The 19,915-nt window shown below is 39.9% G+C and carries 22 protein-coding genes and 1 pseudogene; 8 read left to right on the forward strand and 15 right to left on the reverse strand.

What is annotated here, in order from left to right; translation table 11 throughout:
- Positions 1 to 55: 55 nt before the first annotated feature.
- The 6 genes from AC6H3C_RS17730 to AC6H3C_RS17755 form a co-directional block, all read right to left on the reverse strand.
- Positions 56 to 2,368, reverse strand: coding sequence for a DGQHR domain-containing protein (locus AC6H3C_RS17730; RefSeq protein ID WP_497516762.1), 2,313 nt, complete (start codon positions 2,366 to 2,368; stop codon positions 56 to 58).
- Positions 2,368 to 3,201 carry a DNA adenine methylase gene (locus AC6H3C_RS17735; protein WP_497516763.1) on the reverse strand — a complete coding sequence of 278 codons (834 nt, stop codon included), beginning with the start codon at positions 3,199 to 3,201 and terminating at the stop codon, positions 2,368 to 2,370. Before AC6H3C_RS17735 ends, AC6H3C_RS17730 begins: the two co-directional genes overlap by 1 nt.
- A gap of 514 nt (positions 3,202 to 3,715) precedes the next feature.
- Entirely contained in the window at positions 3,716 to 5,395 is a 1,680-nt protein-coding gene (gene tnpC, locus AC6H3C_RS17740; RefSeq protein ID WP_497515906.1) for an IS66 family transposase, read from the reverse strand.
- 74 nt (positions 5,396 to 5,469) lie between these two features.
- Positions 5,470 to 5,826 carry an IS66 family insertion sequence element accessory protein TnpB gene (gene tnpB, locus AC6H3C_RS17745; protein ID WP_497515904.1) on the reverse strand — a complete coding sequence of 119 codons (357 nt, stop codon included), beginning with the start codon at positions 5,824 to 5,826 and terminating at the stop codon, positions 5,470 to 5,472.
- A gap of 6 nt (positions 5,827 to 5,832) precedes the next feature.
- The gene (gene tnpA / locus AC6H3C_RS17750) at positions 5,833 to 6,177 is read right to left on the reverse strand and encodes an IS66 family insertion sequence element accessory protein TnpA (protein WP_497516013.1); all 345 of its coding nucleotides are present in this window, start codon (positions 6,175 to 6,177) and stop codon (positions 5,833 to 5,835) included.
- A 297-nt stretch (positions 6,178 to 6,474) separates the two neighbouring features.
- Positions 6,475 to 6,597, reverse strand: a complete 123-nt coding sequence (locus AC6H3C_RS17755; RefSeq protein WP_497516765.1) for a hypothetical protein — start codon at positions 6,595 to 6,597, stop codon at positions 6,475 to 6,477.
- Positions 6,598 to 6,733: 136 nt separating this feature from the next.
- Between AC6H3C_RS17755 and AC6H3C_RS17760 the strand changes: the two genes are divergently transcribed.
- From AC6H3C_RS17760 to AC6H3C_RS17790, 7 genes and pseudogenes are all read left to right on the forward strand, one after another.
- On the forward strand, positions 6,734 to 7,039 hold the full coding sequence (locus tag AC6H3C_RS17760; RefSeq protein ID WP_497516767.1) for a carboxymuconolactone decarboxylase family protein: 306 nt from the start codon (positions 6,734 to 6,736) through the stop codon (positions 7,037 to 7,039).
- 9 nt (positions 7,040 to 7,048) lie between these two features.
- Positions 7,049 to 7,312 (forward strand): TfoX/Sxy family protein, encoded by a 264-nt coding sequence (locus tag AC6H3C_RS17765; RefSeq protein WP_497516768.1) that lies wholly within the window; start codon positions 7,049 to 7,051, stop codon positions 7,310 to 7,312.
- Positions 7,313 to 7,534: 222 nt separating this feature from the next.
- Positions 7,535 to 8,080, forward strand: a pseudogene (locus tag AC6H3C_RS17770) (nitrilase-related carbon-nitrogen hydrolase).
- A 189-nt stretch (positions 8,081 to 8,269) separates the two neighbouring features.
- A complete protein-coding gene (locus tag AC6H3C_RS17775; protein ID WP_497516770.1) occupies positions 8,270 to 8,596 on the forward strand; it encodes a hypothetical protein in 327 nt (108 codons plus the stop codon).
- 225 nt (positions 8,597 to 8,821) lie between these two features.
- The gene (locus AC6H3C_RS17780) at positions 8,822 to 9,394 is read left to right on the forward strand and encodes a Crp/Fnr family transcriptional regulator (protein WP_497516771.1); all 573 of its coding nucleotides are present in this window, start codon (positions 8,822 to 8,824) and stop codon (positions 9,392 to 9,394) included.
- Positions 9,395 to 9,464: 70 nt separating this feature from the next.
- Complete coding sequence (locus AC6H3C_RS17785; protein ID WP_497516773.1) at positions 9,465 to 9,992, forward strand: hypothetical protein; 528 nt, start codon at positions 9,465 to 9,467, stop codon at positions 9,990 to 9,992.
- A gap of 13 nt (positions 9,993 to 10,005) precedes the next feature.
- Positions 10,006 to 10,782, forward strand: a complete 777-nt coding sequence (locus AC6H3C_RS17790) for a DUF169 domain-containing protein (RefSeq protein ID WP_497516775.1) — start codon at positions 10,006 to 10,008, stop codon at positions 10,780 to 10,782.
- A 132-nt stretch (positions 10,783 to 10,914) separates the two neighbouring features.
- Here AC6H3C_RS17790 and AC6H3C_RS17795 read toward each other — a convergent pair whose 3' ends face one another.
- Positions 10,915 to 11,106, reverse strand: a complete 192-nt coding sequence (locus tag AC6H3C_RS17795) for a hypothetical protein (RefSeq protein WP_497516777.1) — start codon at positions 11,104 to 11,106, stop codon at positions 10,915 to 10,917.
- Positions 11,107 to 11,405: 299 nt separating this feature from the next.
- On the opposite strand from AC6H3C_RS17795, the gene AC6H3C_RS17800 reads away from it, so the two are divergent.
- The gene (locus AC6H3C_RS17800) at positions 11,406 to 12,215 is read left to right on the forward strand and encodes a methyltransferase domain-containing protein (RefSeq protein ID WP_497516779.1); all 810 of its coding nucleotides are present in this window, start codon (positions 11,406 to 11,408) and stop codon (positions 12,213 to 12,215) included.
- Positions 12,216 to 12,698: 483 nt separating this feature from the next.
- On the opposite strand, the gene AC6H3C_RS17805 is transcribed toward AC6H3C_RS17800, so the two are convergent.
- The 8 genes from AC6H3C_RS17805 to AC6H3C_RS17840 form a co-directional block, all read right to left on the reverse strand.
- On the reverse strand, positions 12,699 to 13,244 hold the full coding sequence (locus AC6H3C_RS17805) for a DUF1697 domain-containing protein (RefSeq protein WP_497516781.1): 546 nt from the start codon (positions 13,242 to 13,244) through the stop codon (positions 12,699 to 12,701).
- A gap of 87 nt (positions 13,245 to 13,331) precedes the next feature.
- Positions 13,332 to 13,862 carry a GNAT family N-acetyltransferase gene (locus AC6H3C_RS17810; protein WP_497516783.1) on the reverse strand — a complete coding sequence of 177 codons (531 nt, stop codon included), beginning with the start codon at positions 13,860 to 13,862 and terminating at the stop codon, positions 13,332 to 13,334.
- Entirely contained in the window at positions 13,859 to 14,671 is an 813-nt protein-coding gene (locus AC6H3C_RS17815) for an oxidoreductase (RefSeq protein ID WP_497516785.1), read from the reverse strand. The genes AC6H3C_RS17810 and AC6H3C_RS17815 overlap by 4 nt, the downstream gene beginning before the upstream one ends.
- A 64-nt stretch (positions 14,672 to 14,735) precedes the next feature.
- Positions 14,736 to 15,473 carry an SIMPL domain-containing protein gene (locus tag AC6H3C_RS17820; RefSeq protein WP_497516787.1) on the reverse strand — a complete coding sequence of 246 codons (738 nt, stop codon included), beginning with the start codon at positions 15,471 to 15,473 and terminating at the stop codon, positions 14,736 to 14,738.
- A 31-nt stretch (positions 15,474 to 15,504) separates the two neighbouring features.
- On the reverse strand, positions 15,505 to 16,344 hold the full coding sequence (locus tag AC6H3C_RS17825) for a tetratricopeptide repeat protein (protein ID WP_497516789.1): 840 nt from the start codon (positions 16,342 to 16,344) through the stop codon (positions 15,505 to 15,507).
- 366 nt (positions 16,345 to 16,710) lie between these two features.
- Complete coding sequence (gene hisS / locus AC6H3C_RS17830) at positions 16,711 to 18,081, reverse strand: histidine--tRNA ligase (protein ID WP_497516790.1); 1,371 nt, start codon at positions 18,079 to 18,081, stop codon at positions 16,711 to 16,713.
- A gap of 100 nt (positions 18,082 to 18,181) precedes the next feature.
- The gene (locus tag AC6H3C_RS17835) at positions 18,182 to 18,535 is read right to left on the reverse strand and encodes a DUF4870 domain-containing protein (protein WP_497516792.1); all 354 of its coding nucleotides are present in this window, start codon (positions 18,533 to 18,535) and stop codon (positions 18,182 to 18,184) included.
- 90 nt (positions 18,536 to 18,625) lie between these two features.
- A complete protein-coding gene (locus AC6H3C_RS17840) occupies positions 18,626 to 19,909 on the reverse strand; it encodes an MgtC/SapB family protein (protein ID WP_497516793.1) in 1,284 nt (427 codons plus the stop codon).
- Between the last annotated feature and the right edge of the window lie 6 nt (positions 19,910 to 19,915).

Raw genomic sequence — 19,915 nt, forward strand, 5'->3', positions numbered from 1 at the left:
CCGCTATCACCCCGCCTGCCATATACAAATTGTTATGGCATCGTGCTTTTTTTATTTAAGATTGTTCAATTGTTGTCATAACCGATTGATCTATCCTGACAAGTAGCCACTTTTCTATGTTTTTAATTATAAGATATTCATCTTCAGTTACAGTTTGTCTCTCAGGGTGCATTACCCGATTCCGGATTGAATTAAATTTATCAAACCAAGATAATCTATCATCTTTATTTGCTTGCTTTAATTCTGGGGGTGTAAACGTGTCCCCTAATAGCTTCCAATTAGCCTTAATTATTTTTTGATAATCTAATACAAGTAAAAAATTCTCCGGTGGCTCTGGTGGATCTGCTTCGATAGATTTTACGGCACAGTCTTTTTGGATCTGTTTTGGAACGCCGAGCCTCCACCATTTTTCTGAACTCTGTCCAAATTCTTTTTTCAAACTATCGAAAATAAAGTTTCTTATTGCTTTTTGAACTTGGAAAATAGTCATGCGTGTTTCTTCGTTGAAAATTCCAGAGCTCTCTTTGATATACTGCAAAAGTCCAGCCGGTTGAAACTTTTGGTGTTTTTCATGAATTGCTTTTTGGAATTCTCGTCTGACTTTGCTTACACCAGTTGAACCCCATTGAGTACTCATATTTCGCAAGTCTTCTGCACTTAAATTCTCAATAAAATCAATAACCAGAATCAAGTATGGTTGTACCTCATCAAAAATACTTTCTGCAGATAATCTCTCAAAAGTGATGTTTTTCTCTTTTCTTAAAAATTCTACAATATCCCAAGCAATTACGATGAGTGAAGAAACACCAATATTTCGAGCAATGAATCCTCCCTCTCCATTTCCTAATGCCCATTGAACTGGTAATTTCTCCTCAACTTGTGAAAAGTACAGCTTAAAGAATTCATATGATTTTTCTAAAGTTTTTGAAGCTAAATCACCTGCATATAGAGGTCCAGTGCGTATTAAAGCTCTTTTGTTTAATTCTCCAAAAAAGTCTGTTTTATTTAATCCATAATCAAAAACATAACTTTGAGTAATACATTTTGTCTGATTCCCTTTCCCTTCGTCAGTTTTGATTCTACCATATAATGGAGATTCTTCTCTCTCGTCAAGCACTTGAGCTAGCTTTGATTTTAAAGCTCTTATCGCATCATCTGCAATTGGAGAATCCCATTTCAATTCCGCATCTAGTGTTTTTAATAGATTCGCATCAACAGATTTCTGCTTATTATTAATCTCTACGAACAAATTAGCCTGTTTATCAGAAGGCAAATTTTCAAATGCAACAACTGGTATTGTATGAGTAAAACGGTAATCATTAAATCCATACCCGAAAAGTCGGTGCTGCCCATCTATAACATAAGCACTTTTGTAACATTTTGGCAAATGAAGCACACCGAGTTTTGCATTAGAGTCGTGTTCTGTGCCTGAGGCCAAGTCAAATTGGAGTGGTTGACCCTTTTTCGTATCTATGTTTATTATTATTGAATTAGGAAAAAAATTATTCTCTCCATTTAGAAACTCATCAATTTGCTTGATGCGTTTCTTATTGACCATTCTTTGATAAGTATTTAAAGTTTCATCAGAAGTGTTAATTCTGTGAAGTATATATGATAACTTTAATAATGTATTTGGTTCAATTGAAAATGAATAATAGGTATAACCGCCCATTTTACCTTTAATTGCAGGAACTCTATTTTTTATTTCTGGAATTTCTTGATTAGCAAAAATTCTCGCAAAAAGCTGATATTTAGCACTTATCCCTAGATTATCAATTAACTGTTCATAATATCTAATGTCATCCTGATTTAAATGAAAAATTTTATGTTCCTGTAATCTCCCTTTATCATTGTCTGAAAGAATCAGATTTTCAGTGCAAAATAACCAAACTATTTTGTGTTTGCCTTCGAATGAATTATGAAGATTAGCAACAATGTTACCTCTTATTCCATTGATTTCATTAATCTCTTTTTGAAATGAAGTGGATGTTCTTTTCTTTGCTGATTTGCATTCTACAATAAAAATTGTTTCTTCGTCAACTGCGATAACATCGATCTGCTTTCCTGGGATTTTAGTGTCTTTTGTATAGCGTAAACGAAAATTGCGATCTGAATTTAAATAGAGAAATCCCATTTTTGCAAATAAACACCAAATACGATCTTCAAACCAGATGTCAAAATTCTTTAATTTTTTCACCCGAAAGGAATTTGTATTTTTGCGTTGAATTTCCCAACCTTTATCTAGATATTCTTGAAGTTCTGATTTTTTAATACTTAAAAATTCAAATTCTGATTTCCTTGACTTAAGCTTATTTGCTATGCTGTTTTTGTCAAGTAATTCTTCTTGGATTCCAGTTAGATTACTCATTATATGCAATTTGTAAATATATACTCACTAATAACTTCTCTCTTCGCACCTTTGCCGCCAACAACACTATACCTGTTCACTAAGTGTTTGGAGCCAATATTTTGAAATAGATTATTAATATTAATGTGTACTGCATTAGTTAAAATGAAGTACGCTCCTTTGGCCTTTATTAATTCAATGTATTCCGCTAAACGCTCCTGATCTTCCCATGCAAATATTTTTTGGTTGTATTTGATAAATCCATTATTCTCATGGGCAACAGTATATGGAGGATCCAAGAAGATCAGATCTCCTTTTCTTACCTTTTCGAGAGTTTCCTCGAAATCACAGGAGTTAAAAGTAGCATTTTTGAAGGTGTCTGTAAGTTTTAATAAATTATCGAAATCAAACAAAATTTTGTAACTTTTAAATCCATAAGGTACATTATATTCCCCTTTCAAATTGACGCGATATATTCCATTAAAGGAAGTGCGGTTTAGAAATATGAATTGAGCAGCCTTTTGTATATTGTTTGAAAATTTTTGATCACGTAAAAAATAGTAAAACTCTTTTTCGTTTTTGTATTCTTTTAAAATTCTAATAAGTTCGGTTGAATTAGATTTAATTACATTATAGGCATTTATAAGATCAGTATTACGGTCAGAGAGAAATGCTTCATTTTGAATCTTTCCTATTGATTTTAAGTGTATGTAAACAGAACCGCCACCTAGAAAAGGCTCATAATAATTATTGAATTTCTCAGGCAGATATTTGTAAAGATCTTTTAAAAGCCATGTTTTTCCACCAGCCCACCTCAAAAACGGTTTTAGTATAATAATTTCTTCCTTTTTCAAAACTGTCTATTTGTCTGTACTGTTAATTTGTCTTTTTTAGCATGTGTCATAACGTACGGAACTATATGCAGTTGCCGACTGCGGGCGCTTTTCCTGTCGAGCCGCACCGCCGCTGTTGCGGGCTAAACAGCTTGTTGTCAGCACGGAAACGGCAATTGACATATAGTTTTTGTGTGCGCCCTGCATAAGCAGCGCGCACACTTGTTGTAAGCTGTTGAAAAAGTTTAAAAATACAAATAAACTTTACATAGTAGCGAAATAACAAGTGTGTATTTTTCCAAAGGGTGTAAGTCCCTATACGCTGGGGTAACGCCCGGAAGTATTAGCAAGTGACAAGCTGGTTGCTGGCGACGGCAGCAGTGAAGGAAGTCAAACGGCAAAATCCGGTACTGACGAACAGAAACGTGATATGAGGGTAAGCATTCGGCCTGCCACGTATACTGAATTTTCTCTTAGACCGGGGATACCAGCCTGAGATTTGGAATTTTCTAAGTTCTACTGGAATCTCTTGGAATTAGTTGGAGTTTTCTGAAAAACTCTGGCATTTGTTGGATTTTTTCCAACGGTGTGGCAAAAGGTCGGCCAAGTCTAAATCGTAGTTGTTGTTGTACAATGAGATTCTGGTAAATACATCGGTCAACCATTCCCGGGGATTCACATCACTGGCTTTACAGCACCCCAGCAGGGAATACATGATGGCAGCATTCTCTGCCGACTCATGATTGCCACAAAACAAATACCCCTTTCTTCCTACGGCCAGTGGCCTGATGGCATTTTCGGCCAGGTTGTTGTCAGGCAGGTAGCGGCCATCCAAATGATAGCGGGACAGACGCATAAAAAGATTGTAGGTATAAGCCAGCGCTTTGCCCATTCTACCACCCGGCAGCGCTTTAGGGTAATATCCTTCAATCCATTTTTCAAAGGCACGCATAATTGGATAGGCCAGCCGTTTTCGAAGTTCAGCTCTTTGCCGGAAATCCATTTCCTGGTCAGTGGCCATTTCTTCAACTTGATAGAGTTTGGCTATTTGTGCCAATGCATACCCTGCTCCGGCTTTGTCTTCGGGAAGACTTTCGGAGAATTTGCGGCGCGCATGCGCCCAGCAACCCAGGAGCAAAACACCTTTCTTTTGCTCATAGATTGAGTATGCCTGATAACCGTCGGTTTGAACAGCTCCCTGGTAATTTTTCAAAAGATCAACCACTACTTTCCCGGCCCGGGAGCCTTTATCGTAGTGAAAGAAAACAAGGTTGTCCATTACCGAGCGGACCATCCACAGGTAAGCTTTACTGGCTTTGTGCTTTTCGTTATTGATAACCGGGATGGTGCTTTCATCAACCTGGATGTAGTCGGATGCCAGAATGAGTTCTTTTAAGCGAAGATAAAGCGCCCGAAGTAAATCGCTGCTGCCCTGGAACCAACCATTAACGGTTGATGCGGGCAATCTTACCCCGACCATCTTTAATATGGCAATCTGACGATGAAAAGGCAGGTGGTAAAAATATTTGTTCATCATCAGCTCGGCCAACAACGAAGGGCCGGCATTGCTTCGGGGTAAAGGCAATAGTGGCATGGATGCAATACGGATAGCCGGGTTTTCCTTCCGGTCCTGTTCATTCGTAATATTTTCTTCTCCTGCTGATTGCTTTACGGCGTATTTTGGGCGTTCTATCCGGCGTACATAAATCTCGCCGGGTTTGTGTTCAAGTATTTCTGTTACTTCCTCGCCAATGCGTACCCAGTTATCCTGGACTCCTTCGGGCTCTATGACTTCTATCTCCCGCCTGAGGTGGTCTGGAAGCGGCTGGCGAACAGCGTTCTTTTTCTCTCTTTCAGGCTTGCGCCGTTCATACTCGATTAACTCTTTCTCTGCATCTTTTATGGCGATCTGTTCTTCAGAAAGTACATCCAGGCCATCCCAGTCAATCTTTCTTTGATTGGGATCTTCTGCAATATGCTTTTCGCTGGATTTCCCAAAAAACTTGTGGCGAAACCAGGCCAGCTGATCGGTAAGCTTATGGATTTGCTGGTCTTTTTGAGCTACGACAACCTCTAATTTCTGATTTTTGGACTCCAGGGCTTCCAAGGCCCCGTTATCGACTTTTCGCAACCGGGAAAGCTCCTGGAACAGCTCATCACGTTCCTGAAGAAGCTCCTGGATTAACACATCTTTACCGGTTGCAAAATCGCTCATTTACCACTGTTTGATTATGAGCGTAAAGATAGTAAAATCAAGGCTTTCAGCCAATTTTTGGTGCCTGAAAAAAACTAAAAAAGTGCTTCGCTTTGTCGCTTTTTCAAGAGCCTTTTTTTAGGCTTCACATTTTTTACAATCATCATTAAATCGTGCCAATCAATGGACTGAGATGTGAGGGCTTCACCGAAGGTGGGAAGCTTAAAAACCCCACTTTCAAGCTTCTTGTGATAGATAACCAGGCCACCGTGCTCCAGGTGCAGAATCTTCATGATGGTGAGTCTTCGGTTGACAAAAATGAAAACCTCACCGCTTTGAACATCGCGTTTCATGACCGAGCTTACTATGCCACTGAGGGTGTAAAAGCTTTTGCGCATATCCACCGGTGCCGGATAAAGAAAGTACTTTAGCTTACCATGTAAATGAAACATCCGGCTCTAATCAAACAGGTGAACAATTGCTTTTAGCAAATGCATATCGGCCTTATCTCTTATCATCATTTTTGTACCGTTGGGAAACACAAACTCGATGGGAGCCTGATTGCCTGGGATACCGGAACTATTGATGGGAGCCTGGATTGTCCGCCGACTGGCAACCGGTAAGTTGGAATCAAAGACCAGCGGAACAAAACTCTCGGGCTGATGCCGCGACATCTCACCCAATTGTTTCTTCCAGTAGTAGAATGTGGAAGGGGCAAAGCCCTGGTTGGAACAAAAGTCCTTTACGTTCAAGCCCGACTCCTGATACTCCTGGAAGAGCCTCTTAAATGTTGATAGTGTCATCCTCATTTTTTTCCATCAAAGAAACGGCGAGATCCCCTGGCTGGCAATATGTATTACGCCGAATGCTTACCCTCATATCACGTTTCTGTTCGTCAGTACCGGATTTTGCCGTTTGACTTCCTTCACTGCTGCCGTCGCCAGCAACCAGCTTGTCACTTGCTAATACTTCCGGGCGTTACCCCAGCGTATAGGGACTTACACCCTTTGGAAAAATACACACTTGTTATTTCGCTACTATGTAAAGTTTATTTGTATTTTTAAACTTTTTCAACAGCTTACAACAAGTGTGCGCGCTGCTTATGCAGGGCGCACACAAGCGGTATAGCCAATAAGGGTTTCGGTGGTATGCGTAGGGTTGTAGCCCGCTTCAACTTTTCGTGTACCGTGATAGGAAATCGCCCGCACTCCCTTACTGGCCATATTGTCAACCGTTGGGCGTAAGTTGAAAACCGAACCTTGAAAAAAGTTTCGTATTTTATTTGTCTGCTGACATAGGGTTGACACGGAGTAATGATAAATTTGGACATAAATTATGTAAAACATAACAATAATAAACATGAATCCACTTGAAATTTTTCAAAAAGAAGCACCAGAAGTTGCAGAAGCATTTAATGGACTGATTGAAGCGTTAAAAAACTCATCAGGATTGGATGCTAAAACCAAACAATTGGTTTACATCGGGATAAAGTCGTCAATGGGTGATACAACAGCGATATATTTCCATGTTCCAATGGCAAAAAAATTAGGAGCAACTAGAGAAGAGATTCGAGACACGATTTTGATAACTTTATCTGTTTGCGGATTAAAGGGCGTTGCCAGTTGCCTTCCAACTGCATTAGATATATATGACAAAACAGAATAATTTTCGAATATGGCAAGTGATTTATCAAACCAAATTAATATTGGTAAGGATACAGAATCTAAATTGAAACAAGTAGGGATAGATTCTTATGAAAAATTATCGTCAATAGGTAGCGAAGGTGCATTTATCAGACTACAAACGATTGACCCAGGAGCATGTTTGAGTTTGTTGTATGGTTTGGAAGGGGCGATTGAAGGAGTTAAGTGGAATAAATTGTCATCGGATAAAAAACAAGCATTACAACAATTTTATAAGATGTCAAAAAAGAAATAAAACCTACGCCCAATAAATAGGACTCTGAGCGGTCTGCAAGACCCAGCGATGAGTCGGTGTTGGACTACACCCGCCGGGCCCAGGGCTATGCACTTACCGAAGGTTTTTAGTGATTTTTTAAAAATAAAACAGGCAGAAAGCGGCCTGAGGTTCTTTGACGTATGCCAGATTTTTGCACTTTTTGTTTAATGTACTTTTGCTTTGCCCGCGTAAAGTCACCTGTTGTTCCAGCTTGCGGACAACTTTTTCAAACTCAGGAACAAGCACAATGAGCTGCATCCATTTATAAATCCATATTTGATGGCGGGTGACAGTTACTGCGTTTTTGAAATCCATGGTTGGGAGTGCGGAATTCTAATTTGTTATGACAATAATATTATTGAAAATGTTAGGGCAACAAGATTTTTGGGAGCTGACATTATTTTTATGCCTCATGTAACCATGGGTACACCATCTACCAGACCGGGAGCTGGTTTTGTTGAGCCTAAGCTTTGGCAAAACCGTGAGACCGACCCAACTTCTTTACGTTTGGAATTTGACGGTATGACAGGTAAGGGATGGCTGATGAAATAGCTGCCAGCAAGGGCATACGACAACGGAATTTATGTAGTTTTCTCAAACCCGATTGGCATGGATGACGACCAACTGAAAAATGGTTGTTCTATGATTATTGATCCTTTTGGAGATATTATTGCAGAGTGTCGCAGTTTCGATGACAGTTTTATAACAGCCACAATTACACCTGAAAAGCTGGTTGATGCAGGATGAAATCGCTATGTTAAAACCAGACGGCCAGATTTGTACCGTGACATAATAGGACAAAATCATGTTTCTGAACAAAAAGTTGCATGACTGAACACGGGCGAAAAAGAATAAAAAAACTGCCACTAATTGTTCTGCCATATTTAACATCGACAAAAAATGAAAATAGTATCTAATTTCTAAAAAATGAATTTAATGAATGATATTGGTTTTGTTCAGTATTCAAAAAGTAATACAGACAATATAATTGAGGCCAAATGGCATTATTTGAAGAATGGAAATAAAATATCTGGAACTGGTATAGTGCAAGGCAAGAATGATAAAAACTATTCTGGAGATTTTCATGTAACATATTATAATGATAAAGGTCAAGAAACATCTAAATTTCAATTAATAATTAATTTCGAAGCAGACCATTATCTTTTGAAATGGATAAAGGATGGAAATGTTGAATACATTGGAATTGGAGTTGAATATGATAATATTTTATTTGCAGGTTGGAGAAAATTCAAAGGAAAATAGATACCCGTAAATAATTGAAACAAGACATAACAAACGTAAGGGATTCAGAAGGTTTGCAAGGGTTCGACCCGCATTGTGGTTTGGCACGGTGGATACAGACGCTGCTCAGCAATCCCAACAAAACACGGCGTCGAGCTTTAGCTCCACAATAGCTGAAAACACGACAATAGACAATTAACTATTACTTGATAAATTAATAAATAGATAAAAAAGCTTATTCCATTTATGCAAAACCTAATTAAAGCAATAAAAAAATATATTGTTCTATCTGAGAAAGATATCAATATAATTGAGCAATTATTTGTCAAAAAGGAATTAAAAGTAAATGATTATCTTTTAAAAGAGGGAGAGGTTTGTAAAGAGTTTGCGTATATAGAACATGGGCTTTTCAGGCATAATATAATTAATGATGGAAAAGAAGAAACATTTTATTTTAGTACGGAATGCGATTTTGTATGTGATTATGACAGTTTTATAAATAGGACAATATCAAAAAAGTCATTAATTGCTTTGGAGGATACAACAATATATTCAATCTCCTACAACAACATGCAACTATTTTATAATGAGGTAACATCAGGCGAACGGTTTGGTCGATTGTTCATAGAGGAGACCTTTAACAAAGCTATAAATCATATTATTTCATCATATACAGATACGGCTGAACAGCGATATTTGAATTTTATGTCTTCATTCAAGCATATTCAACAGCGAATACCACAATATTATATCGCTTCTTTTGTCGGAGTGACACCTCAATCTTTAAGCCGAATTCGACGGCAATTATCGAAAAGGTAATTTATTACCTTATGGTAACAAATTTTGTCTGAATCCGTTATTCCTTTGTGTAAAATTAAATTTTATTACAATGGAACGACAAACTTTAAACAAGACAAGTTATTTGGTAAAAACATTTCAATTACTTGCAATCATTGGTTTGATTTTATGTTTGGGTAGTATTTTTGCTTTTATAGTTATGAATAAGGTCTTGGGCGATTCCCCCTCGATTGATTCAATTTATTGGCAACGTCTATTTGTATCGAAAATTACATTCGTATTGATTATCCCTGGTATAGTTTTAATTGTTCTGAGTGCGGTTATTCTAAGCTGGAAACAATTTGGTTTTTTTAATGATAAATGGATAACAATTGTTCAGTCTCTTATTATCCTGATAATTATTAATTCAACGAATATTGTTTTACTTGCAGAAAAAGTAACTATAGTTGCTGTTCACCAACAACAAATCAAAACAACCATACCCGAATATACTATATTAAAAAGCAAAGAAGATATGTTTGGAGCATTAAATATGATTATGCTTCTGGGGTGCCTGATCATAACAAATTACCTGCCTTGCTATAAAAAAGATACTCGGTTTAATATAAAAGTTGCCTAAAAACAATTAGAAAATGAATACAAAAGAAATAGGTCAAAAACTCAAAGAAAAACTAGGTTTGAAATATTTCCCAATTGGTATAATGTTTTCGAATATGATGCCCGAAAATGCAAAACACTTTATGAAAAAAGGAGCTGGATGTATTGTTCCACTCATATTTTCAAGTGCAAAAGGGCAGATTGTTGCAATTGATAAAGATTCTACTGGTTGGGATTGTTCCGCATTTTATTTAGGCTATAAAGATTGGATATTTGAAGGTATTGAGTGTTTTTTAACAGACGGGATAGTTTTTGGTAGAAATGGCGAACGTTTTATAAAAACGAAATGTCAGGCAAAGGCTTTTGTAGAATCGATCAAACCCAAAGAAATTAACAATAAAGTGACTATATTCAAACCTTTGGAAGAATTCAAAAATAAAGAAAATCCTGAGGTTGTAATATTTTTTGTGACACCAGATGAATTAAGTGGTTTGGTATATCTCCTACATTATAATTCACCGAATACAGATGATATTGTTATCACAAGATTTATTTCGGGCTGTGGTTCAATTGTGACCATGCCGATGAAATATAAATTAGAAGGTACAAAAAAGGCAGTTATGGGAATGCACGATATTTCAGCGAGATTAAGGCTTCCAAAAGAGATATTGACAATTGCAATGCCATTCGACTTGTTAAATGACATTTATAATGAAATTGATAACAGTTTTGTTATAACGGATAATTGGAAAAGAATAAAAGAACGAAATCTGTCAGATCAAATTACAAATGAAAAATTTGATGTTAAATAAAGATTCGGCAAATGAGCCTATCTACCAATAAACCAGGACTCTGAGCGGTCTGCAAGCCCCAGCGATGAGTCGGTGTTGGACTACTTCCACCGGGCTCAGGGCTATGCACTTATCGAAGGTTTTTAGTGATTTTTAAAAATAAAACAGGCAGAAAGCGGTCTGAGGTTCTTTGACGTATGGCAGGTTTTTGCACTTTTTGTTAAATGTACGTTTGCTTTGTCCGCGCAAAGTCACCTGTTGTTCCAGCTTGCGGACAACTTTTTCAAACTCAGGAACAAGCACAATGGCCTGTTCAATCATCGTAAAACCCGATTTCTTTCTCATATTCAGAAATTTTAAGGTAAATAATCTCCGGGTATAGGAAGAATCGGGTAATTTTAAACCAGCTACCCGCGAAGGCGGATTTAGTTCAACAAATTGGATATGGCAGGTGAGGCTTTTAGCGGTCTGACAAGTCAGACTTTATGCCCACTTTCCTGCGGGTATGACAGGATTTCTCGTCGAAATCCCGCCCGATCACATACAAGTGACCGTTAGGTTGCATTTTAAAGGATCGCATCGTTGATCATTGTTAAATTGATTTTAAATCAGTAACGAATAGATAAATTTGATAAAAAACTAATATGGAAAACACGAAGTATGTACATGGATACTCTGAAAGAGAAGCGTTGAGACTTAAAGACCAGGCTACTACATTAGATGACATTATTCATAATGATTCAATATTCCCCAAAGATAGTTTAGTCCTTGAAGCTGGCTGTGGAGTTGGAGCACAAACAAAAATAATATCAACTAAAAATCCTGATTCAAATTTCATATCAGTTGATTTATCGGAGGATTCAATAACAGAGGCTAAGGCAATGATAAAATCTTTAGGCATCAATAATGTTGAATTAAAGCAAGCAGATATCTATAATTTGCCATTTAAAGATGAGACATTTGATAGTGTGATTATTTGTTTTGTATTGGAACATCTTCACAATCCGACACAAGCTCTCAATGAATTAAAAAGAGTGTTAAAAAAAGGAGGAACTATTGTTGCTATTGAGGGAGACCATGGTTCAACATTCTTCTACCCAGATAGTAAATACGCTTACTCTGCGATTAATTGTCAGGTTCAACTTCAAAAACAAAGTGGAGGCAATTCAAATATTGGGAGAGAACTATATCCTTTGTTTAAATCAATTGGACTTTATGATATTTCAGTTTCACCACGAATGGTTTATGTAGATGCAAGCAGGCCTCATCTTGTCGAAGGATTTATTAAAAACACATTTACAGCCATGATTGAGGGAATAGGTGAAAAAGCAATTCGACAGGGTATAGTGGATAGTTCGACTTTTGAAAAAGGTATCAAAGATTTATATCGAACTGCCGAGTCTGATGGAGTTTTTAGTTATACATTCTTCAAAGGATTTGGAATAAAAAAATAAAAAACGCAACCTAATAAATAGGACTCTGAGCGGTCTGCAAGCCCCGGCGATGAGTCGGTGTTGGACTACACCCACCGGGCCCAGGGCTATGCACTTACCGAAGGTTTTTATTGATTTTTAAAAATAAAACAGGCAGAAAGCGGCCTGAGGTTCTTTGACGTATGACAGGTTTTTGTGCTTTTTCACGCCAATGACACAAGCACGTTGATGGCTATGCCCTGTTTTTTTGCCGTTTTTGCCGGTAACGGGGCATACCTCTCCCGGTTGCGCGGGAACGCAAGTTGGAGTTGTTGATTATGATTGTGTTACCGGTTTGTTCAACGATAAACGATAGTGATTAAATAATCACGATACGCTTTACAAAAGCGCGCCGGCAGCAGGGAACCCTTCACTACCACTTCGCTCAAACGAAGGCCGGGGCCGTACAATTAACAATAAAACACATCAGGAAAGAATACTACCGGAATTCGCGGATGATTGCCGTTAAATTTTACCGGCAATCCGCTGTATGGTATTCCAGTTACGGGTGGTGATGTTCTTTCCAAAAAGTTGTTCCAGTGCATCCATCCCTTTCGGAGTTTGCGTTACAGACAGATCAAGCACACTGACGACCGTCCTGTCCCTGATTTCGAGGATACAGAAAGACTGATCGTCGGACAGCCACGGTGTATCTAAACCGATGGCTGGCGCCTTTTTCAGGAAAGAAAGATAAAAGCGGGTATTTTTTGTTTCTTCCACCTGCCTAAACGGATTGTTGCCTGTTAAAGCAAAAATCTCTTTATCATCGCGGATCAGTACCGGAACCGGAAAACCAAAAACCAGTTCCAGATGGGTGCCGATACGTTCTTCCAGTTCTTCGACCGGCGCCGAAGAAGCATCAAAAATAACGTTTCCCGAGTTAAGCACGGTGATGATATTTTTAAAGCCAAGTTTTTCCAGCTCCCGGCTAAGCTCAGCCATGGGTACTTTATGGTGTCCGCCAATGTTTATTCCCCGAAGCAAAGCAATCTGTCTGCTTGTTTTATTCATTTTATTACCAATTGGTCAGCGATGTACGCTTTATCTCCTGAGCCATCCGGTTAGCTGTCAAATCAATTTTTTATAAAAGAGAACATTTTAGCGCAGGTTTAGTTTCCACTTCAGCAAAATTCCGGTATCGCCAACCTGGGTAAACTTGTTTTTTCTCAATACCGCAAACGAAGCAATGTTGTTTTTTTCGGTCGATGCCGTTACTGCCCTGACACCTGGTTGAACGGTTGCCCAGTTGATGATCGCGCCGACCGCTTCGGTCATAAAACCCATATTCCGAAATTCAGCATAAGTACCATAGCCGATTTCAATCTCGCCATCGGCATTGGGTTCGCCAATGATACACAAATCACCTACCTGCTGACGGTCGTTTTTTGAAATTATGGTCCAGAGCGTTGAGAACAAATAACTTTTCTTCCGATCGGCTACGTTTGGGATGATGGTCTGTTCCAGCGCGTCTTTCAGCTCGGGTGGAATGACTCGCGACGATACACGAAGCTTCAATTCTTTTTCAAGCGAGTGATCAGCTTTCAGGTACTTCAGCAACTGACGATAAGTTAATGGTTGTAAGATCAGTCGTTCAGTTTCTATCCTGTTTGTTCCGGCAGTCCTGTTCATCTCAATTGTCCCAGCATGATCCGGTCGAACAATTTATCCGGTAAAATTTTCCGAAGGAATAAAATAGGTTTGGCCCCTGCCCCTGCCGTGTAGCGCGTTTTTGGATTTTTCGACCGGATGGCTTTCACAATCACCCGGGCAATTACCATTGGCGCCGACCCCCGGCGGTAAACCCGCCCGAGCAGCCGGACATGTTTGGACACCAATTCTTTATAGGCCGTATGTCCGGACACTTTCGCCAGATTTTCGCCGGCAACGACATCCCACTCTGTTTTTATGGCGCCGGGTTGAATTACCACCACATCAATGCCAAATTGCTTCAGCTCCATCCGCAGGCAATCGCTGAATCCCTCGACGGCATACTTGGTGGCATGATACCAGGCGCCGTGCGGTTCGCCGAATTTTCCACCCATCGACGAGATGTTGATAATGCGTCCCGATTTCCGTGCCCTCATCTGCGGAAGCGCCAGTTGAATTAAGCGCGCCAGTCCAAACAAATTTACATCGAACTGGTACTTTGCCTCAGAGATGGGCAGGTCTTCAACAGCGCCATACGAACCGTAGCCCGCATTGTTGACTAAAACATCGATACGATGCTCCGCTTCCATAATCCCTCGGATACCTTCGCTTACCGAAGCCTCGTTTGTTACATCCATTTCCAGCAAATGTATGCCTGCTTGTTTCAATTCCTGCATCTTCTCCAGCCGCCGGGCGGCGCCATACACGATATAACCTTGCTGAACCAGCAGCTTGGCCGTTTCCTTGCCGATTCCGGATGATGCGCCGGTTATGAGTACCACCTTTTTCATTTGTACGCCTTTATGTAGTTAAAGCCGTCTATTCAAGTATCCATGCTATTTTCTATACGCAGTTTTATTCGTTTTTAATATAATTCCATTCAATCAGAATCACTTTTGAAATACTTCTCTCTTTTGGATTTAAATCAATCAGTCCAAAACTAAACTCCTGCCCTGTAATTGGTATAATTTCATCCGCTACTTCCAATTTGTCGCTATCCGTATCTAAAAACGAAAAATTCTTTCGATTAGAACTATATTCAATCCCCGAAATCCCGTTCAACTTCAGGTTCGCAGTTTTTGCAATAATTTCTGCTTTCACAGTAGCATCTTCTATTGCTTTTTCAAGCGCCAGTTTCCTGATTTTCTCTTTCTGCAATTCAGAAAATTCAAAACGGATCTGGTAGTTTAGGTTTAAGCCTTCGTTACTCAGGCTTTTTAAGAGATTTTGAGAATATTCGTTTGAAAAAACCGATTCTATTTCAAACTTAATATTTGAGAAAAAGCCAACACTCTCTCGTTCCAATCCGGTCCAATTGTATTCCTCGCTTATATTTATTTCTTCTGATTCAATTTTATGAGGATCAATGCCATTTTTTTCAAATACGCTCTTCAACTCAGTTAATGAGGAAAGTGATTTTTCAAAACAGGCTTTGTAACTTTTGTCCTTGACGATTAAGTTGGCAGATATAATAATTAATTCGGGTTTTTCCTTGATTCTTGCGATTCCCTCAACCGAGATTTTTTCGGATGATTGTGCAAAACTTTCACAAGTCAAAATGATGATGATTAGCAGAAAGAATGTTGTTCTCATATTATGGTTGTTTGATCCTTATGAATATCTATTAGTTGTTAACCCAATTTATAAATCTCTCAAACGGAACAGGATTTTCCTCAATCCATTTGGTTACTTCCTCACCTTTCGATTGCGAAATGTAATAACTAAATGATGCTTTCGATAAGCTAATCATCATTTCAGCAGCTCCAAATTCAGGGTCATTATCCATCGGCACCAGAACCTGGATATTTTTTTCGGATGCCTGTGAAACGCCATGATCAAGGTAATTTCTCAAGGTCTGATATTCGATTGCCCCTCTGGCTGAATTTGGCTCAATGAGCAAAAAAAAGTAGAGCGGAAGCATCGCTTTTATTCTTGAACCTTCTTTTTCCATTATTTTACTCAGGATTAAGTGGCTGCTGGCATGCGACGAATTATTGGCAATGCCTTTTAAGGCCGAGTCGTAAGCTTTATCGTTTTTGCCGGCGTTAAAGCAAGTAATTGCATGATTATAATACAAAAGATAATTGTCGAATTCGGCCATCGCCTTCTCGTATACTTTGATTGCTTTCCCCGATTGGCCTTGCATATCGAGTGCATTGCCGTAAGTAATATAGGCGGGCAACATCTGGTCCTGTTTTAAATCAAGGACTCTCTTGCTGTATACTTCAGCGTTCTTATAATCCTTGTTGGAAAAATAGGAGAAGGCAATTTCATAATTAACCAGACTTGAATTAGGATCGTTGTTCAGGGCTTTTTGATAAATTTCGATTGCCTTTTTGTATTCTCCCTGATCATGAAATTTGATTCCTTCATTGATAAGATTCCCGACATCCGGGTTTTGACCGAAAATGGAAGTGGAAATGAAAAGAAAAAAGATAAAAATTGAGTGCTTGATTTTTTTCATACGTATGATGGTTTTTTATTCTCAGAGACTAATTGCGTCTCGGTTTCTTCACTTAGTAAAACCGGTCAGCAAACAAAGCGGTTATAACACGGGCATTTCGTTTCATCTTTTCATGGTCGGGTAAGTTTTAAGAAACCTGTTTTTGCTTTCCTTTCCCCGCATGATCTTATTGGATCATGCCCCTTCCGATCTCGCCTTTACGGAGTAAAAGAAGCGACATGCTAATTTATCAAAAAAAAGCCGGACAATAAATGGATCTTGTTGGTAATTTTTTGATCTGCTCTCTGAAGTTTATCGAAATAAATAAAGTAACCAGATGTGTACTGACACCGGCAAATCGAGTAATTCGCTTATTTTCTCCGCATATTACGCCTGATCGGTAAGGATTTTCAGGAGTTCTTCCGGGCTGACCAGTTTCTGATCGCCGGTTTTCATGTTTTTCAGGTTGATTTTCCCCTGGGCCATTTCTTCTTCTCCCACCAGGGCCACGTAAGCAATTTGTTTACGGTCGGCCCAGGCCATTTGCTTCTTCATTTTGGCGGCTTCAGGAAAGATTTCGGCATTCACACCGGCTTTGCGCAAACCGGCAAGCACGGGCAAACAATAAGCTTCTTCTTTTGGCCCGAAATTGATGAACACGACCCTGGTTGACGCAACCGCTTCTTCGGGAAACAGGTTCAACTGCGTCATAACATCGTAAATCCGGTCGGCGCCAAATGAAATGCCCACCCCCGAAACGCCCGGCATACCAAAGATACCGGTCAGGTCGTCGTATCGGCCTCCGCCGCAAATGCTGCCAATCTGCACATCTTTCGCTTTCACCTCGAAAATAGCGCCGGTATAATAATTCAGTCCTCGGGCAAGGGTCAAATCCAGTTCAACTTCAGCATTCAAGCTTACTGTGCCCAGGTAAGCAAATAAGGTACGGACTTCGTCGATCCCTTTCTGCCCGGTCACAGAAGCGCCAATCGCGGCTTCCAATTGGTTCAGTTTGTCGTCGGTGCTGCCGCTCAAATTCAGAATCGGCTGCAGGCGATCGATGGCTGTTTGCGAAACGCCCTTTTCAATCAATTCGGCATTCACATTATCCAAACCAATTTTATCGAGTTTGTCGATGGCCACGGTGATATCGACCATCCGGCCAGCTTCGCCAATGGTTTCGGCGATACCGGCCAGGATTTTCCGGTTATTGATTTTTACCAGGGTATTCACCTGCAAACTGGTAAATACATCACTGATAATCTGCACCAGTTCAAATTCGTTCAGTAGCGAATCGCTGCCGATAATGTCGACATCGCACTGGTAAAATTCTCGGTAACGTCCTTTCTGCGGCCGGTCGGCCCGCCAAACCGGCTGAATCTGGTAACGCTTAAAGGGGAATGAAATGTCGTTGCGGTACTGAACCACAAAACGAGCAAAAGGCACAGTAAGATCGTAACGCAGTCCCTTTTCCGAAATCCGGTTGGTTAAACGAATACTGTTCCGTTCGAGCAACTCCTGCTCTTCTACTCCAGCCATGAAGTCGCCCGAATTCAGGATTTTGAACAATAGCTTGTCACCTTCTTCTCCGTATTTTCCCATCAGGGTCGACAGGTTTTCCATCGCCGGGGTTTCAATGGGTTGAAATCCGTACAACTGAAAAACCGTTTTTACCGTGTCGAAAATATAGTTTCTGCGCGCCATTTCAACAGGAGAGAAATCACGCGTTCCTTTGGGAATCGAAGGTTTTTGGGCCATAATCTACAATGCATTTCGTTGAAGCTGCAAAAATAAGGAAAATTGGCAGGTCTTCAAGATATGCCGCGAATTATCAGGGATATTTCAGCAAAAAACCTGATTATTTCACAAAGGGATAGTTGAACGGATACCGGTAGAACTCACCCTGGTTAGCCTTTAAAGCCGCCACTACGGTAAAGATAAGCGACAACAAGGCCATGCCAATAAATAAGAATATTCCAATAATCACCAACGATAAAATCAAAGCTGCCAACATCGCGATACTCATGGTAATCTGGAAGTTAATTGCCTCTCTACCCTGGTCGTCGACAAAATCGAACTCTTTCCGTTTGATGGAATACACCACCAATGGCCCGATAATATTCCCGAAAGGGATAAGCATACCGGCAAATGCTGAAAGATGGCACAACATACCCCATGTGCGCTCATCCGGATTGTCAATAATTCGCTCCATATCTGAAATTTTAGGCCAAATTAGATCAATTCAAATTGAAATCAAATACTTCACCGGAAACAGTTTAAAAATTACGAACCGGGTTGTAAACTACCGGTAAACAAAATAAAAGATCAACGAAACCAGTAAGCCGGAAAAGAACAAGATGAGGAATGAGCTCAGCACCGGTTTTCGGGCCGATTTACTACTGAGTGACAAGGCGTAAATCATTTTCATCAGGTTGTTGCTGTTAGTGGCATTGATGACCGCCAAAACCACCGAAAGCTGAACGATCCCGGAGTGCTGTTGCAAAAGGTATAATAAGAAGGGGTCGATATCGAATACCCCGATCAGAAAAGCCATTCCCGACACGCCGCTGCTGCCGTAATGTTTCATTACTACCTCGGTGATCAAGCCAAAAACAACGAACAACAAACCAAAAACAGAGGCCATTTTCAGTTCCAGCGGATTACGTTTCACCAACTTATCTTCTTCAACCGGCTGTTCTTTTCCCAGGTGAATATTGCGGCCAATCCATTTCGAAAGGCCAAAGGCAATCCCAAACATCAGCAGAAAGGGGATGGTCAGCATTTGTCCGATTGAGCGGTTAAACAAGTAAGCAAGCACCAGAATACGCAAGTACATCATCCCGTTGGCCAGCATCATGGCTGCAACCGAAAGCGCGGTGGTGCCTTCCGCTTTTTCACGTCGGGCCAGGATTAAGGTGGTCGTTGTGCTGCTGTATATTCCTCCCAGAATACCGGTGAGCAAAATCCCCGATCCCGGAAAAACAAATTTCTTCAACAAATAACTGATATACGAAATGCCCGAAACTACCACAATGGCCAACCATAAACCGTAAGGCGAAATGGGTATAAAATCGGCGATATTCTCTGCTGGTAACAAGGGCAGAATAATTCCGGCAAAGGCAATAAATTTGCCCAATGTGATGAATTCTTCATCCGAAGCTTTCATGGAAATCGTCTTGAAATGACTTTTCATTTCGGTTAAAATCAGCAGCGACACGACAAACGAGAGCGTCAACCAGGCGGGTTGGGTAAATACCATCACGGTTAAACAATAGGTAAGCAGCGCCAGAACAGAAGTGGTCAGCCCGTAGTCCTGTAATTTGCTGATCTTTTGAAAATACTGAACGGCCAGCAACAGGCCGACAATGAAAAAACCGGTTAGAAAGGGAATTAAGTTGTGCGGCTCGGCAAGGTACAACACATAGCCCAGCAAGCCAATAAAGGTAAAAGTGCGGTCGGTACCAAACAACACGTTTTCATCATGATTCAGATGATGACGCCGCTGCCCCATTCCAATGAGCAAGGAAAAGACCAGCACCAGGAAAAAATTAACAATTTCATCGGGGACATACTGTTGAATATTCATCGCGCG

The sequence above is a fragment of the Gaoshiqia sp. US2 genome, assembly GCF_059705485.1.

What these genes read in the sequence shown, in the direction of transcription:
- AC6H3C_RS17730 (WP_497516762.1), bottom strand. Translation starts at nt 2,368, where the DNA reads ATGAGTAATCTAACTGGAATCCAAGAAGAATTACTTGACAAAAACAGC.
- tnpC (WP_497515906.1), bottom strand. Translation starts at nt 5,395, where the DNA reads ATGAGCGATTTTGCAACCGGTAAAGATGTGTTAATCCAGGAGCTTCTT.
- tnpB (WP_497515904.1), bottom strand. Translation starts at nt 5,826, where the DNA reads ATGTTTCATTTACATGGTAAGCTAAAGTACTTTCTTTATCCGGCACCG.
- tnpA (WP_497516013.1), bottom strand. Translation starts at nt 6,177, where the DNA reads ATGACACTATCAACATTTAAGAGGCTCTTCCAGGAGTATCAGGAGTCG.
- AC6H3C_RS17755 (WP_497516765.1), bottom strand. Translation starts at nt 6,597, where the DNA reads ATGGCCAGTAAGGGAGTGCGGGCGATTTCCTATCACGGTACACGAAAA.
- AC6H3C_RS17760 (WP_497516767.1), top strand. Translation starts at nt 6,734, where the DNA reads ATGAATCCACTTGAAATTTTTCAAAAAGAAGCACCAGAAGTTGCAGAA.
- AC6H3C_RS17765 (WP_497516768.1), top strand. Translation starts at nt 7,049, where the DNA reads ATGGCAAGTGATTTATCAAACCAAATTAATATTGGTAAGGATACAGAA.
- AC6H3C_RS17775 (WP_497516770.1), top strand. Translation starts at nt 8,270, where the DNA reads ATGAATGATATTGGTTTTGTTCAGTATTCAAAAAGTAATACAGACAAT.
- AC6H3C_RS17780 (WP_497516771.1), top strand. Translation starts at nt 8,822, where the DNA reads ATGCAAAACCTAATTAAAGCAATAAAAAAATATATTGTTCTATCTGAG.
- AC6H3C_RS17785 (WP_497516773.1), top strand. Translation starts at nt 9,465, where the DNA reads ATGGAACGACAAACTTTAAACAAGACAAGTTATTTGGTAAAAACATTT.
- AC6H3C_RS17790 (WP_497516775.1), top strand. Translation starts at nt 10,006, where the DNA reads ATGAATACAAAAGAAATAGGTCAAAAACTCAAAGAAAAACTAGGTTTG.
- AC6H3C_RS17795 (WP_497516777.1), bottom strand. Translation starts at nt 11,106, where the DNA reads ATGAGAAAGAAATCGGGTTTTACGATGATTGAACAGGCCATTGTGCTT.
- AC6H3C_RS17800 (WP_497516779.1), top strand. Translation starts at nt 11,406, where the DNA reads ATGGAAAACACGAAGTATGTACATGGATACTCTGAAAGAGAAGCGTTG.
- AC6H3C_RS17805 (WP_497516781.1), bottom strand. Translation starts at nt 13,244, where the DNA reads ATGAATAAAACAAGCAGACAGATTGCTTTGCTTCGGGGAATAAACATT.
- AC6H3C_RS17810 (WP_497516783.1), bottom strand. Translation starts at nt 13,862, where the DNA reads ATGAACAGGACTGCCGGAACAAACAGGATAGAAACTGAACGACTGATC.
- AC6H3C_RS17815 (WP_497516785.1), bottom strand. Translation starts at nt 14,671, where the DNA reads ATGAAAAAGGTGGTACTCATAACCGGCGCATCATCCGGAATCGGCAAG.
- AC6H3C_RS17820 (WP_497516787.1), bottom strand. Translation starts at nt 15,473, where the DNA reads ATGAGAACAACATTCTTTCTGCTAATCATCATCATTTTGACTTGTGAA.
- AC6H3C_RS17825 (WP_497516789.1), bottom strand. Translation starts at nt 16,344, where the DNA reads ATGAAAAAAATCAAGCACTCAATTTTTATCTTTTTTCTTTTCATTTCC.
- hisS (WP_497516790.1), bottom strand. Translation starts at nt 18,081, where the DNA reads ATGGCCCAAAAACCTTCGATTCCCAAAGGAACGCGTGATTTCTCTCCT.
- AC6H3C_RS17835 (WP_497516792.1), bottom strand. Translation starts at nt 18,535, where the DNA reads ATGGAGCGAATTATTGACAATCCGGATGAGCGCACATGGGGTATGTTG.
- AC6H3C_RS17840 (WP_497516793.1), bottom strand. Translation starts at nt 19,909, where the DNA reads ATGAATATTCAACAGTATGTCCCCGATGAAATTGTTAATTTTTTCCTG.